The sequence below is a fragment of the Blastococcus mobilis genome (assembly GCF_900188025.1).
In the GTDB taxonomy this organism is placed as follows: domain Bacteria; phylum Actinomycetota; class Actinomycetes; order Mycobacteriales; family Geodermatophilaceae; genus Blastococcus_B; species Blastococcus_B mobilis.
Window position 1 is genome coordinate 14849 of record NZ_FZNO01000022.1, and the last position, 13942, is coordinate 28790.

Annotated in this window: 15 protein-coding genes; 6 read left to right on the forward strand and 9 right to left on the reverse strand. The window is 72.8% G+C overall.

The window, feature by feature from the left end:
* The first annotated feature begins 32 nt into the window (after nt 1-32).
* Together CHB94_RS17960 and CHB94_RS17965 are read left to right on the forward strand one after the other, a co-directional pair.
* Entirely contained in the window at nt 33-785 is a 753-nt protein-coding gene (locus CHB94_RS17960; RefSeq protein ID WP_089337933.1) for a glycosyltransferase family 2 protein, read from the forward strand.
* Entirely contained in the window at nt 782-1129 is a 348-nt protein-coding gene (locus tag CHB94_RS17965) for a DUF2304 domain-containing protein (protein WP_089337934.1), read from the forward strand. The genes CHB94_RS17960 and CHB94_RS17965 overlap by 4 nt, the downstream gene beginning before the upstream one ends.
* Before the next feature lie 40 nt (nt 1130-1169).
* On the opposite strand, the gene CHB94_RS17970 is transcribed toward CHB94_RS17965, so the two are convergent.
* From CHB94_RS17970 to CHB94_RS17980, 3 genes are all read right to left on the reverse strand, one after another.
* The gene (locus CHB94_RS17970; RefSeq protein WP_089337998.1) at nt 1170-2207 is read right to left on the reverse strand and encodes a glycosyltransferase family 2 protein; all 1038 of its coding nucleotides are present in this window, start codon (nt 2205-2207) and stop codon (nt 1170-1172) included.
* Nucleotides 2208-2417: 210 nt separating this feature from the next.
* Nucleotides 2418-4022, reverse strand: a complete 1605-nt coding sequence (locus tag CHB94_RS17975; RefSeq protein ID WP_089337935.1) for a DUF2142 domain-containing protein — start codon at nt 4020-4022, stop codon at nt 2418-2420.
* Nucleotides 4019-5293, reverse strand: coding sequence for a lipopolysaccharide biosynthesis protein (locus CHB94_RS17980; protein WP_089337936.1), 1275 nt, complete (start codon nt 5291-5293; stop codon nt 4019-4021). Before CHB94_RS17980 ends, CHB94_RS17975 begins: the two co-directional genes overlap by 4 nt.
* A gap of 315 nt (nt 5294-5608) precedes the next feature.
* Between CHB94_RS17980 and CHB94_RS17985 the strand changes: the two genes are divergently transcribed.
* Both CHB94_RS17985 and CHB94_RS17990 read left to right on the forward strand, forming a co-directional pair.
* Nucleotides 5609-6379: an SDR family NAD(P)-dependent oxidoreductase gene (locus tag CHB94_RS17985; protein ID WP_089337937.1), complete on the forward strand. Its 771-nt coding sequence runs from the start codon at nt 5609-5611 to the stop codon at nt 6377-6379.
* Nucleotides 6351-7349 carry a DNA-3-methyladenine glycosylase family protein gene (locus CHB94_RS17990; RefSeq protein ID WP_254920744.1) on the forward strand — a complete coding sequence of 333 codons (999 nt, stop codon included), beginning with the start codon at nt 6351-6353 and terminating at the stop codon, nt 7347-7349. Before CHB94_RS17985 ends, CHB94_RS17990 begins: the two co-directional genes overlap by 29 nt.
* 7 nt (nt 7350-7356) lie before the next feature.
* Here CHB94_RS17990 and rfbA read toward each other — a convergent pair whose 3' ends face one another.
* The 4 genes from rfbA to cofD all read right to left on the reverse strand — a co-directional run bounded on the left by rfbA (nt 7357) and on the right by cofD (nt 10968).
* Nucleotides 7357-8223 (reverse strand): glucose-1-phosphate thymidylyltransferase RfbA, encoded by an 867-nt coding sequence (gene rfbA, locus CHB94_RS17995; protein ID WP_089337938.1) that lies wholly within the window; start codon nt 8221-8223, stop codon nt 7357-7359.
* An 81-nt stretch (nt 8224-8304) separates the two neighbouring features.
* Entirely contained in the window at nt 8305-8925 is a 621-nt protein-coding gene (locus CHB94_RS18000; protein ID WP_089337939.1) for a dTDP-4-dehydrorhamnose 3,5-epimerase family protein, read from the reverse strand.
* 26 nt (nt 8926-8951) lie between these two features.
* Entirely contained in the window at nt 8952-10013 is a 1062-nt protein-coding gene (locus CHB94_RS18005) for a coenzyme F420-0:L-glutamate ligase (RefSeq protein ID WP_089337940.1), read from the reverse strand.
* The gene (cofD, locus tag CHB94_RS18010; RefSeq protein ID WP_089337941.1) at nt 10006-10968 is read right to left on the reverse strand and encodes a 2-phospho-L-lactate transferase; all 963 of its coding nucleotides are present in this window, start codon (nt 10966-10968) and stop codon (nt 10006-10008) included. The genes CHB94_RS18005 and cofD overlap by 8 nt, the downstream gene beginning before the upstream one ends.
* 318 nt (nt 10969-11286) lie before the next feature.
* Here cofD and CHB94_RS18015 point away from each other — a divergent pair, with 318 nt between their 5' ends.
* Together CHB94_RS18015 and CHB94_RS18020 are read left to right on the forward strand one after the other, a co-directional pair.
* Nucleotides 11287-11565, forward strand: coding sequence for a WhiB family transcriptional regulator (locus tag CHB94_RS18015; RefSeq protein ID WP_254920753.1), 279 nt, complete (start codon nt 11287-11289; stop codon nt 11563-11565).
* Between the two features lie 119 nt (nt 11566-11684).
* Complete coding sequence (locus CHB94_RS18020; protein ID WP_089337943.1) at nt 11685-12494, forward strand: GNAT family N-acetyltransferase; 810 nt, start codon at nt 11685-11687, stop codon at nt 12492-12494.
* A 3-nt stretch (nt 12495-12497) separates the two neighbouring features.
* On the opposite strand, the gene CHB94_RS18025 is transcribed toward CHB94_RS18020, so the two are convergent.
* Nucleotides 12498-13412 carry a hypothetical protein gene (locus CHB94_RS18025; protein WP_141137545.1) on the reverse strand — a complete coding sequence of 305 codons (915 nt, stop codon included), beginning with the start codon at nt 13410-13412 and terminating at the stop codon, nt 12498-12500.
* 57 nt (nt 13413-13469) lie between these two features.
* Nucleotides 13470-13928: a metallopeptidase family protein gene (locus CHB94_RS18030; protein ID WP_089337945.1), complete on the reverse strand. Its 459-nt coding sequence runs from the start codon at nt 13926-13928 to the stop codon at nt 13470-13472.
* Nucleotides 13929-13942: the final 14 nt, after the last annotated feature.

The window sequence follows — 13942 nt, forward strand, 5'->3', positions numbered from 1 at the left end:
TCACGGCGCGTGTGCGTCTAGCATCCCTACCGATGGACGAAGTCGAGCCCAGGCGGCGGCAGGAACCGGTCGACGCCCCCAACCCGGCCGCCGAGTCGTGGTCGGACACCGTGGTCATCGTGCGGGTCTACAACGAGGCACCGGTCGTGGGTGCGGTGATCTCCGAGCTGGTGGGCGCCGGGCTCTCGGTCATCGCCGTGGACGACGCGAGCACCGACTCCTCGGCCGAGGAGATCGACAAGGCCGGCGCCTTCCGGGTGAGCCACCCGGTCAACCTCGGTGCCGGGGGGGCTCTCCAGACCGGGTTCCAGGCCGCTCTCCGCTTCACCGACGCGCAGTACATCGGATGCTTCGACGCCGACGGCCAGCATCAGCTCGCCGACCTGCTGGGGATGATCCGGCTCATCCGGCAGGGCTACGACGTGGTCATGGGATCTCGTTTCCTGGACTCCAAGACGCAGATGAGCCCGCTGCGGCGGACGATCCTCCGGCTGGCGACCAAGGTGATGAACCGCGGCGAGGGGACGAAGCTCACCGACGCCCACAACGGGCTCCGACTGGTGGCCCGGCACGTGGTCGCGCGGATCAGCCTCAGCCATGCAGGGATGGCCTACGCCTCCGAGCTGGAGCACCAGCTGACCCGGCCCGAGTACAAGGTGGTCGAGCACCCGGTGCACATCCTGTACACGGAGTACTCCCGCTCCAAGGGTCAGCCGCTGCTCAACAGTGTCAACATCCTGGCGGACACCCTCACGCACCGGCTCACCCATGGGAAGCGCCGATGATCATCAAGTGGCTGCTGGTGCCGGCCATCATCTTCGCCGTCTACCTGTCCCTGCGAGCCCGCTCGTCGCTGCGCGGCCAGGCCCGGCGCAAGATCCTCGCCGTGCTGACAGTGGTGGCCGGCGTGTTCGCCGTCATCTTCCCCGACTCCCTGCAGGTGATGGCCGAGTGGGTCGGCGTCACCCGCGGGACGGACCTGCTGCTCTACGCACTGGCACTGGTGATCATCTACCTCGTGGGCAGCACGAGCGTGCGATTCCGGGAGCAGGAGTCGCGCCTGGTCCAGTTGGCGCGCGAGGTGGCCCTCGCCGAGGCCGAGGTTCGCTTCCGGACCCAGCAGAACTAGCCCGTCGCGTCCGGACGACGAGGTCGATCCGGCCCCCACGTCAGAGCCGGCGCCGGACCCACTGCCAGTACCGCTCCATGAGGCGATTGAGCCAGTCGGCGGAGTCGGGCAACTCCACGACGGAGGCATCGAAGCGGGCGGTCAGCAGGTGCGCCAGGTCGCGATCGGCCACCGTGCGCACGGCCTGGACCTCGCGGCGGCGGGCACGTAGCCACGCCCGGTTCCGCCAGAGCCAGCGGTAGCCCCGGAGCTTCGCAGGGAGCCACCGCCCCGCCGTCGCGACCACGAGCATGGCGAGTTCCAGCGCCAGCAGCGGCAGTGCGAGCAGACGCAGGGTGCGGGACTCGTAGACCGTCAGCAGCATCGCGAGACGGTTGCGCTCGAGCAGGTAGAACTTCGCCGTGTTCCGGTGGGCCTCGTAGTGATGCATGACCACGGCCTGTGGTGCGAACCGGACCCGCCAGCCGCGCTGCCATGCCCGCAGCGAGAGGTCGGTGTCCTCGCAGTAGGCGAAGAACTCCTCGGTGAAGCCGCCGAGCGCCTGCCACACGTCCCGCCGGATGGCCAGTGCCGCACCGCTGGCGCTCGCGATGTCGCGCTCCTCCAGGTGGGCCGAGGCCGGCTCGCCGAAGTTGCCGGCCCAGGACAGTCCCAGGACGTGCACGGGGTTCCCTGCGGAGTTGAGCAGCTCTGGTTCCTGCTCGAGCCGCAGGCTCGCGCAGGCCATGCCGACCTCGTCCCGGGAGGCGACACGCGCCAGTTCGGCCAGCGCGTCGGGCTCGACGAGGGCGTCGGAGTTGACGAACACCAGGACGTCGCCCCTCGCGTGGCGGGCGGCCAGGTTGCAGCCACCGGTGAACCCGGTGTTGGTGCCCGGCTGCAGCAGGGTGACGGAGGGGTGGTCGGCCAGTGGCGTCAGGTCGGGATAGGTGCAGCCGTTGTCGACGAGTACGACGTCGACGTCCACGTCCCGCGAGGCCAGGATGCGCTTCAGGCAGTCCTCGAGGAACGGCTGCTCGCGGTAGGCGAGCACCATGGCCGTCACGCGCGCCCCGGGCGTCGTGTTCGCGGGTGACATGGAGCGGTATTCCTCCGAAGTGTCGGACCGGGCTGTCAGGTCCGAGGGCAGGTCGTCGGGCCGTGGGGCGGTCACGAGCGCGCGTCGGGTGTCGGGCAAGGGTAGTGGTGCCCCCCGGTGCTGCTGGGCACACGAGGGGTGACGTCCCCCCGCGGGGCAGATTGCGGCGCGGTCCGGTGGGCAACAGCGGCGTCCCGGACGGCGGTGTTGCTAGCGGAGGACAACGGTCTCACCCCGCGCGAAGGCGTCCGGCTCGGGCGCGTCCCGCTCCGCGAGCACTCTGAGCAGCAGGAACAGCGCGACGCCGATCGTCACCAGGAAGGCCAGGATCAGCAGTCCCGCCGGCAACGGTGGCCGCCAGCCGGGTTCGTCGATGAACCAGAACCCGTGGATGCCGTGGACATAGCGGTTCAGATTGCCGATGAAGGCGACGACGTGTGCTACCCCGGCCGCCACGACGAGCCCCCGGGCGACGCGGGCAGCGATGACCGGCGGCATGGTTCCGACGAGCACGTACCCCGAGAGCACCACCAGGCCGGCGGAGAACGCGAGGATGTAACGACCCTGCCAGGCGAAGGCACTCTCGCGATAGGACGACAGCTCCGAGAGGACCGGGACGACGAGCGAGATCAGCACGATGCTCGCCAGTGCGAGTCTCTCCCGGCGGGTGCCGACGGCGAGCGCCAGCGCGACGAGGGTGCCCACGGCCGCGAACCACAGGATGTAGACGGCGCCCGGGGCCCAGTTGTCCAGCCAGCCGAAGACGCCCACCATCTCGTGGAGCTCGAGGTCGAGTTTCGAGACGGAGAACAACGCCGCACGTTCGAACTCGAGGTCCGTGGGGCGGGCCCACTGGCGCAGTGCGTCGCGGTACACGATCCACACGGCACTCACCGCGACCAGCACGCCGATGCCGATGCCGCCCGCGATCAGGCTTCGGGAACGGAGGAGCTCGCGCACCGACGGCCCGGTCGCGCGCGCGAGGAGCACCACGAGCACGATCAGGCCGAGCCACACGATGGACAGCGGCCGGATCACCGAGAGCACCGCCGCCGCCGCCACACAGCGGGCGACCAGTCGTGGCGGCACCCGGGACCGGCCGCTGTCGGAACGGTCGGCCGACGTGGTGAGCAGCGCCAGGCCGGCCGACCACAGGCCGATGCCCGCTGCGAGCTCGGGGCCCTGCGGGTTCACCGCCCCCGTGAAGAAGAGGACCATGGGCGTGCAGGCCAGAACGATGCCTGTCACCGGCCAGGGTGAACGGGTCTCGCGTGCGGAGCTGAAGGCCGATGCCAGGAGTGCGGCGCAGAGCAGCACGGTGAGGAACCGCATGAGGTAGATCGCTGTCGCGCCGTCGGCCAGCAAGGTGGCCGAGCCCGCGTAGAGGTAGTACGCGGGGGGATAGCGGCCCGCGGTGGTGACCACCTCCGCTGTCCCGTCCTGGGCGACGAACGGCTCGGCGCAGCCGGCGGGAACGGCCCCGTCGAAGATGAAGCAGGCGCCGGCGGTGTGCGCGTCGGCGTAGGTGCGCGGCACCGTGACCGTGGTGTCGATGCCCTCGGTGGGAGCGAAGAACTCGCCACGCACGATCGCTGCGGCATAGACCACGTGGGCGGGTTCGTCCGGCACGCTGAACACCGGGTCCGCGACCGCCCACAGGCCGCCCAACATGCTCAGCACGGCGAAGGCCGCCCACCACGCGGCCCTTCCGGCACGACCACGACGGCGCGTGCGTCGTTCCGAGGAAGTGGCCGGGACCGGTGCCTCGTCCCGCAGGGGCGCCGACCGATCGGCGCCCCCGAGCGCGCGGCTCATGCGGGCACCTCGGTCTCCACGAGCGACTGTCGCCCCGTCCGGACGAAGAGCGTCAGGATCACGAGGGCCGACAGTGAGCCGGCCAGGAAGGCGGTGCCCACGCGGACCTGCAGTTCACTCGGCACGAGGAGGCAGAGCATGAACACCACCGAACCGACTCCCCAGCCGATGAGGGCCGCCCGGTAGGACCGCAAGGCGATCAACGTCTGCGCCATGACCTGAGCCACCATGTACAGGGCGGCGGCCACGGCCAACGGGACGAGGACGGCCCGGGTGGCCACGAACTCACTGCCGTAGAGCAGACGCAGGACGAACGGCCCGATCGCCGCCATGACCAGGATGAAGAGGGCGGCGACGGCGCAGACCAGCACGATCACCTGGCGCAACTGCCTGCCGAAGGCTGCGGCCTGTCCCGTGGCCGCCAGGCGTGCCAGGGCCGGCAGGAACGCCGCCTGCACCGCCCCGAAGAAGAAGAGCGGGATGCGGGTCAGTACCAGCGCCGCGATGAAGATGCCGGCGGTCTCCGCCTCGTCCGGCCGGGCGAGCACCTGGGCGGCGATGGGGGCCGCGTTGACGATGAGCTGCGAGAGCAGGGCGGCACCGGTCAGCACCATCAGCGGTGGCGCGAAGTCCCGCCACGCCAGCGGCGGGCCGGGCCTCGAGAGCGGCCCGATCCGCCCCGTGGTCAGTGCGGCGGCGAGGAGCGGGGCGAGCACGAGCGCGAGCCCGAAGGCCCCAACCCCGGTCGTCGCGGTGATCGCCAGCAGGACCGGGCCGAGGACCCGCAGCGCCCCGTCCACGCCGAGCTGCAGTCCGTAGCGGGTGAACTTCTCGTTGCCGCCGAAGACGCCACGCAGCGTGTGCTCCGCAGCGAGGCCGACGAACCCCAGGACGAGCAGCGGCACCAGGACCCCTGCGCCGTTGAAGACCCGCCGCGTGAGGACATCGGCGGTGACCAGCGCCAGGACTGCGAAGACGGCGGTCACCGTCATCCCGTAGACGACGGCCTTCAGGAGGACCGGTCCGGCCCCTTGACCCACCGCCCGCCGGGCGGCGGTCGCCCGGCTCACTTCCTGCTCGATCGGCTGGAAGAGCGCCAGGCCGGCGCCGTTGAAGAGGACCCACAGGGTGGCCACCGGCGCGAAGTCGGTCGGCCCCAGCGCTCGCCCCGTGACGGTCAGGTAGGCGAAGGAGCCGAGCCCGAGCACCATGAGGCCGACGGCGACCGGGCCCAACTGGCCGAGCAAGGGGACCGAGCGCCACAGGTGCACGAGGCGGGACGCTCCTCCCGGACGGGCCGGTTCCGTGGGCATGGATCCCTCTCTCGAGGAGGCGGTTGGTCGCGTCCTCTGGTTGTCGGCCGGGCGCCGCGCGGCCGAGGACTGCCCGGACGGCATGGACCGTGACCTCACGCGACGGTGCCAGATGTGGTCATGTGTCCGGCTCGTCCCGGTGGCGGGTGGAAAGCCGGGTGACGTGGGCTCTGTGCGGGGATGCAGCACCGCACGATCCGCACACCCGGAGGAGGCTAGCTCGCCATCGGACCACTGCCTCGCAGGCGGTCGGCTGCGGCTAGCCTGCGCGTCGTGAAGAGCTTCGACGTCGCAGCCGTTGTCACCGGAGGAGCCTCCGGGCTCGGGGAGGCCACCACCCGCGCCCTGGCCGCCAAGGGCGCGGCCGTGACCATCCTCGACCTGCAGGAGGAGCGGGGTCAGGCGCTGGCCGACGAACTCGGCGGGCACACCACGTTCGTCCGCACCGACGTCACCGACGAGGCATCGGTCCAGGCCGCCATCGCCGAGGCGACGGGCAAGGATCGCCCGCTGCGGATCGCGATCAACTGCGCCGGCATCGGCTGGGCGCAGCGGACGGTCGGCCGCAACGGGGAGCCGCACGATCTCGGCGCCTTCACCCGCACGGTCATGATCAACCTGGTCGGCACGTTCAACGTCCTGCGGCTGGCCGCGGCCGCGATGTCCACCGCAGAGCCGGGCGAGGACGGCGAGCGCGGCGTCGTGGTCAACACTGCCTCGATCGCGGCCTACGACGGGCAGATCGGCCAGGTCGCCTACGCGGCCTCCAAGGGCGGGATCGTGGGCCTGACCCTGCCGGCCGCGCGGGACCTCTCCAGCACCGGCGTCCGGGTCTGCACCATCGCCCCCGGGCTCGTCGACACGCCGCTCCTCGCCGGCCTTCCCGAGGAGGCGCGGACGGCGCTGGCCGAGGGCATACCTTTCCCCAAGCGTCTCGGCCGTCCGTCGGACTTCGCCGAGCTGGCGCTCGCGATCGTCGAGCACGGCTACCTCAACGGTGAGGTCATCCGAATGGATGGCGCGCTGCGCATGGCACCTCGTTGATCTTCCGCTGATCCGTCTTCCCCCGGAGCACCCCCTGAGCACCGCCCTCGCGTCCGCCCCCGCATACGAGGCGACCTGGGAGCCGGGCTGGCCACTCGACGTCGAGGGCTGCCTCGCGCCGCACCGGCGTGGACGAGGCGATCCGGCGCTGCGCACCGCGGAGGACGGGATCTGGCGCACCACGACGACGGTGGATGGTCCGGCGTCCGTGCGCATCACGGTCGCGGGGGGACGGGTCCGGGTCGCCGCGTGGGGCGACGGGGCGACCGCGGCCGGCGCGGCGGTGCCCGGCTGGCTGGGTGCAGCCGACCGGCCGGAGGGGTTCGAGCCCGGGGACCACTCCGTGGTGGCCGACCTGCACCGTCGGGCGCAGTGGTTGCGGCTGAGCCGCACGGGCCGCACCTGGGACGCGCTGGTTCCCGCCGTCCTCGAGCAGAAGGTGACCGTCGCGGAGGCCCACCGCGTGTGGCGGGAGCTGCTGCGGCTGGCCGGTGAGCCGGCGCCCGGTCCCGCGCCCGAGGGCATGCGGGTCCCGCCCTCGTCGCAGCGGGTGCTGGAGGTGACCGACTGGCAATGGCACGCCTGCGGCCTCGACGGCGCCCGCCGCCGCGCGCTGAGGGCCGTGGCGTCGGTCGCGTCGCGGCTTGAGCCGGGGGGCGCCGGCGACTCGGCGGCGCTGCAGCGGCGGCTGTGCTCGATCCCCGGCATCGGCGTGTGGACCGCGGCCGAGGTGGTGCAGCGGACCCTTGGCTGCCCCGACACGGTCAGCGTCGGCGACTACCACCTGAAGAACATCGTCGGTTGGTCACTGGCCGGCCGGAGGACCGACGATGCGGGGATGCTGGAGCTGCTGGAGCCCTGGCGTGGGCACCGGCAGCGCGTCGTCCGGCTCATCCTGGCCGGCGGGCGCGGCCAGCGGCCGCCGCGCCGGGGCCCGCGGTTCGCGCCGACGGACCACCGGCGGATCTGAGCCCGGGTCAGCGGCCGTCGAGGAGGCCGAGCAGGTAGTCGCCGTAGCCGCTCTTCGCCAGTGGTTCGGCGGCACGCCGCAGGCCGTCGTCGTCCAGCCAGCCGTTGCGCCAGGCGACCTCCTCGATGCAGCCCACCTTCAGGCCCTGCCGCTCCTCGACCACCGAGACGAACTCGGTGGCCTGGCGGAGGGACTGGAAGGTCCCCGTGTCCAGCCACGCCGTCCCGCGGTCCAGGACGGTGACCGTCAGGCGCCCCTCGCGCAGGTAGTGCTCGTTGACCGCGGTGATCTCGAGCTCGCCCCGGGCGCTGGGCGTGATGCCGCGCGCGATGTCCACTACCTCGGCGTCATAGAAGTACAGCCCGGGAACGGCGTAGGAGCTCTTCGGCTGCGCCGGCTTCTCCTCGATGGAGAGCACCCGGCCGTCAGGGTCGAAGTCCACGACCCCGTAGTCCTGCGGGTTGGAAACGTGGTAGGCGAAGACGTGTCCGCCGTCGGGCTCCGGGAGGCGGCTCAGGGCCGTACCGAGGCCCGCCCCGTAGAAGATGTTGTCTCCCAGCACCAGCGCGGCGGACTCGCCGGCGAGGAAGTCGGCTCCGATGAGAAAGGCCTGCGCCAGCCCCTCGGGCCGGGGCTGCACGGCGTACTCGATGCGCATCCCCAGGCGGCTTCCGTCCCCGAGCAGAGCACGGAAGGCATCCTGGTCACCCGGTGTCGTGATCACCAGCACCTCTCGGACGCCGGCCATCATCAGCGTCGAGAGCGGGTAGTACACCATCGGCTTGTCGTACACCGGCATGAGCTGCTTGCTGACCGCCTGGGTGATGGGAAAGAGACGGCTACCGGTGCCCCCGGCCAGGATGATCCCGCGCATGATCGGTCACCGTACCGATCGGCTGGTCCGGCCCCGGACCGTCGGCGCCGGTCACCCCCACAAGGCAGGAGACGGCCGCGGCTACCGACCCCGTCCGGCCGCGCCACCACGCAGCTCCGCGTAGCGGGCGGCGCACTGCTCCATCGTCGGCAGCAGCCCCTGCTGCTTGGCCTCGGCCAGGGTGGGCGCGGCCTGGTCCTTGGCGGAGAACTCGAATTCCAGGTCGGCCGGCCAGGGCAGGTCGAGGTCCGGGTCCATGGGGTGGACGCCGAACTCGCGGCCCGGGGAGTAGCCGCTGGACACCAGGTAGGTGACCGAACTGGCCTCCGCGAGGGACACGAAGGCGTGCCCGAGGCCCTCGGCGAGGTACACCGCCCGGGGGCTCTCGCTGTCGAGCAGGACGGCGTCGTGGACTCCGAAGGTGGGTGAGCCGACCCGGATGTCGACGATCACGTCGAGGACCTTGCCCGACGGGCAGTAGACGTACTTGGCCTGGCCGGGCGGAACCAGCGCGAAGTGCACGCCCCGAAGGACGCCGCGCGCCGAGACGCTGTGGTTGGCCTGGGCGAGTATCAGGCCGAAGCCGGTGGCCTCACTGAGGACGTCGGCGCGGTACCACTCGGTGAACCGCCCCCGTGAGTCCCCGTGGGGCACGAGGTCCAGGACGTAGCTGTCTGGAACGGCGAGCTCACGGATGTCCACGCCTCGACGCTATCCAACCGCGCCGTTCAGGACGCCGGAGTCCCCAGCCACAGTCTCCCGACGAGTGAGGAGCCGCCGGGCGTCCCGACCGGCTCCCAGCGCGTCGTCCACCCCTCGGCGTGCAGTTGCACGATCGCCGCCCCCAGCAGGGCGCCCAGGTTCAGGGCCGTCGTCAGGTTCGGGGTGTCACTGAGATGGACGTCGACGACGCCGTCACCCTCGCCGCCGTGGCGCAGGACCACCGGGAACTCCGGCAGTGCGGCGCTGGCCACCCGGAAGGCCTCGGCCACCGCCGCCAGCTCGCCGGCCCGCGGCACGAGCTCGGCGCCGGGCTCGCGGGAGCGGACGAGGTCGCGGGCGCCGTAGGGGAAGAGATCGTCCTGCGGCAGCCGGACGAGGGGCCGGGTGCCCTCGTCGTCCCCGGCGGTGGTGGTGTACGGCAGGCCGCGCACGACGGCGACCGGGACGCCGGACAGTTTGCCCTTGACCAGGTCGGCGGCGGACGCGAGTTCGTCCACGACCGCCACCCGGGTCGTCTCCAGGCGGTTGCCCCAGGCGTCCACCGCTCCCCGGTGGTCGGTCAGCGCGGCGATGCCGGCCGCACCCACCGCGACATCGGTGAGCCCCTCCCGCCAGGTCCGGCCGAAGGTGTCACTCACCACCACGGCGACGTCGACCCCGAGCAGCTCGCACAGCCGTGCACGCAGTGCGCGGGCGGAGGCGTCGGCGTCCTCGGGGAGCAGCACGAGGGCGTCCTGGGTCACGTTGGAGGCGTCGATACCGGCGGCGGCCACCACCCAGCCCTGGCGGGTCTGGACGATCGCCAGAGGCCCCCGGCGAGCGACGACCCGCACGGCCTCGTCCTCGACGGCCTGGAGGCGCAGGGCCTCCCGGTCCGCCCCGGGCGGCACGTCGACGAGACGGCCCTCGACCTTGGAGACCGCCTTGGAGGTGACGACGACGACGTCGCCGTCGGCCAGCCAGGGCGCGGCGCCGGCGATCGCCGCCGCCAGGTCGTCACCGGGGGCGAACTCCGGCAGCCCGTGGACCGGCAGGACCGAGATCCCACCCGGAACCGGCTCAGCCATGGGGTCCTTCAACGGCGGCGTCCAGAGCGGCGCGGGCCAGGGCGGTGGTGGCCCCGGGCGAGGACATCAGCAGCGGCACCTGCCGGACGTCGACACCGGGGACGTCCGCGGTGTCGTCGGGGGCCGCGAGCCAGGCGTCGAGGAGACCGCCGCTGCCGCGGGCGCCGTAGTGCCGGCCCACCCCCTCGGCGCTCACCTCGATGCCGAGGGCGGGCAGGCAGCGGTCGGCCATCCCGCGGACCACCGCACCGCCGATGACGGGCGAGACGCCCACGACGCGGGCGGGAGAGGACAGCAGCGCCTCCCGCAGGCCGGGCACCCCCAGGACCGTCCCGATCGACACCACCGGGTTGGACGGCGCCAGCAGGACGGCGTCCGCGGCGGCGAATGCCTCGGCGACGCCGGGCGCCGGCCGGGCCGTCTCCACGCCGATCTGGACGAACGCCCGGGGGTCGAGGGCGGCGCGGTGCCTGATCCACCACTCCTGGAAGTGGATGGCCCGCTGGCGCCCGGTGCCGGGATCGGTCACGACGACGTGGGTCTCGACCCGCTGATCGGTCATCGGCAGGAGGGTGACCCCGGGCTTCCAACGGTCGGCCAGCGCCGCGGTGACTGCTGACAGCGAGTAGCCGGCGTCCAGCATCCGCGTGCGGATGAGGTGGGTGGCGAGGTCGCGGTCACCCAGCCCGAACCAGTCGGGGTCGGCGCCGTAGGCGGCCAGCTCCTCCTTGACCGTCCAGCTCTCATCGGCCCGGCCCCAGCCCCGCTCCTCGTCGATGCCGCCGCCGAGGGTGTACATCACCGTGTCCAGGTCCGGGCAGATCCGCAGGCCGTGCAGCGTCACGTCGTCCCCGGTGTTGACGACGGCGGTGATCTCCGCCTCGGGGGCGGCGGACCGCACCCCACGCAGGAACCGGGCCCCTCCGGTCCCGCCGGCCAGCACCACGATCTGCACGAAACACATCGTGCCTGATAGGCAGTTGTCGACTGTTTGGCGGGCGTGTCGAGGGTGGGAACGACATCTGACGAACGCCTGTTACGGGTGGGGCTGCTGTGGCGTGTCGCTTACACCGGGCGAAGTTGACGGGCAGGCAACGACACGCGTGTAATTCCGTCGATGTCATCGAGTGCTGAGCGGGCCGGGAACGTCCTGGAAACCGCGCACCGAGGCCACAGCGAGAGGGGACGCAACGTCATGGCGGAGGTGTCGTGGTTGAGCGATTACGTCGGTGCGAACGACCGGTCTGTTGACCGGTTCGGAGCCGGCCACGGCATGGGCCAGGGCGCGGGGCGGGGCATTACCGGCCTCCTGGGCATCGGAGCGGAGGCCGACGCCCAGTCGTGGCAGGAGCAGGCGCTGTGCGCGGAGACCGACCCCGAGGCGTTCTTCCCGGAGAAGGGTGGCTCCACCCGCGAGGCGAAGAAGATCTGCACCGGTTGCGAGGTGAAGGCCCAGTGCCTGGAGTACGCCCTCGCCAACGACGAGCGCTTCGGCATCTGGGGTGGGCTGTCCGAGCGTGAGCGTCGCCGGCTTCGCCGCCGCGCCGTCTGACGAAGGACCCCTCTGCCCCCACCATTCGCCAGCTCATGGCGGGACCCTGCAGAGGGGCCGCTCCAACAGGTCACGCAGCCGCCGACGGATTCCGTCGGCGGCTGTGGTCGTATTCGGGGATGTTCACGCGGATCGCCGTCGGCCGCGCCCAGGTGGTCCGGGAGCTCCGCGCGGCGGGCCCGCTGATGGCCGACCTGCGCGCCCCGACCACCGCCCGGGCCCCGTGGCTCACCGCCGTTCTCAACGAGGGGGTCGCTCGCCGGGGCGCCGGCCGGCCTGTCGCGGTCGTCGTCGAGCCGCACACCCCGGGACGTCCGGACGCCGTGGCTTTCCTCACCGTGCGCCGCCGGGGGCCGGCGGTCCTTCTCACGATGCTGGGCGAGGACGTCGGACCTCTGCCGGCCGGCCGGCCACCCAGGCGGCTGCTGGCCCGCGACGAGCGGGCGGCCGAGCTGCTCGCCGGGGGGATCTGCCGGCTGCTGGGCACCCTGCGCGGGTTCCGCCGGCTGCGCCTGGCCGGGCTGCCGCTGGGCGACCCGACGGCACGGGCACTGGCCGCGCGGCTGCCCGACGGGCTGATCGCCAACACGCGCAGCGAGGGAACGGTCGACGAGCTCGACGACGTCGGTGAGGTGGCGCGGACCCGCGACCCGCGGGAACTCGAGAGGTGGCTGCCGGCCCTGGTGGCCCGCGAGCCGGACGTGCGTGCCCGGTCCTTCCTCCGGTCCGCTACCCGCCTGCACGCCGCCATCGGCCAGGTGGAGCTGGCCGTACTGCCCGGTGGGGACGGCCTGCGGGCGGGGCTGCTGACCCTCGTCGACGGCGCCGACCGCTGGCCGTGGTGGGGATGGAGCGATGTCGGCGGGCTCGGCTCCGCGATGGGCGCACCCCTGGTCGGCCTCGTGTCCCCGGCCCGCGGCTGGCCCTGAGCGTCAACCGCCGTACGTGATGGTGTTCGGCTCGTCCGCGGTGGTGCCCACCCGGTCGTCCCCGACCTGGAACAGGCCGGTGGCCGGCTCCGGCCCCACCCCGGCCCGGCCGTCCCGGGGGGCGGCCCTGACCATGAGCTCGTAGACGCGGCCGGTGGCCACCGCAGGAGTGCCGTTCGGACGGCGGAAGGTGGTGAAGCGACCCGAGAACCGCAGCTCCGTGCCGTCGGTCACCACCTCGAGGTCCGGGGTGGTCAGCTCGCCGTGCTCGGTGACCGACCGGGTGCACCCGGCGGCCACCGGGTTCTCCGGCGCCTCCCCGCTGAGGCAGTTGAACGTCGCCAGCTCGACCTCTGCCGCCGCCCGGTTGCCGGCGACCGTCGCCCGGACCCGTGGATAGGCGACGGTGACGCCGACCGGGTGCCGCTGGAGGACGACCCCGCCGAAGGTCAGCCGCGCGGACACCGTCGCGGGGTCGGGCGCCTCGGTCGTCCGGACCGGCGCCCGCGTGCCGTCGCGATCTCCGGGGTCGTCGGCACCCGGGATGCGGGCGGTGGCCACGGCCGCGGCGGCGCCGACCAGCAGCAGTGCGGTGACCGCCATCGCCATCAGTACCCGCGTGCTCCCCGACGGCTCCCGCGGGCTGTCGTGCGCCGGCGGGGGAGCCGCCGGACTGCTGAGCGCGGCCCAGCCGTCGGCCGGGACGGCCGGCGCGCGGACCGATCCGGGCGGGAACTCGAGGAAGGCGGGCAGGTCGTCCTGGCCGAGGCCGGAAGAGCTGGGCGCGGCGGCGGGCGGCTCCTCCGGGCGAGCCCGGCCACGCCGAAGTGCCAGGACACCCAGCGCGGCCAGGAGCAGGAGGGTCCCCAGCACCACGCCCAGTACCAGCCAAGGCGCGGCCGTCACGGGGATGTCCATCCTGGTCAGCATCGCAGGGCGCCACCGCGGGGCTGTTCGGTGCCCGCTCGCCCGGCGTCAGCCGGTGGGGTCGATCTCCTCCGGATCGCGACCCAGGAGCACCGCGACCTGGTCGACGACGACGTCGCGCACGAGATCGGCGAGATCCTCGCGATCGTGCGCGCGGATCTCCAGTGGTCGCCGGTAGACGACGATCCGCGGCGGCACCTCGCGGCCCTTGTCGCGGTGGGCGGGCAGCACCCGCGCCAACGGCACCGACCCGTCGTCCAGGACGTCGGCGTCGAGGACGACCTCGTCGGGGCTGGTGTGCTCGACCCACGGCACGTCCTCGACGGCGAACTCGACGCCGGCCAGCTCCCGTTCCCAGCGGCGTTCGATGTCCTCCACCGCGTCCAGGACCAGATCGTCGAACTGCTCGGCGCGGCTGCGGGCGAGGGGGACCTCGGCCGGGACCAGGCGTCCCCGCAGGCCGCGGCCGTGGCGGTCGCGCCGGGAGCGGGTCGGGGGTCGAGTCATGACGGGTCGAAGCG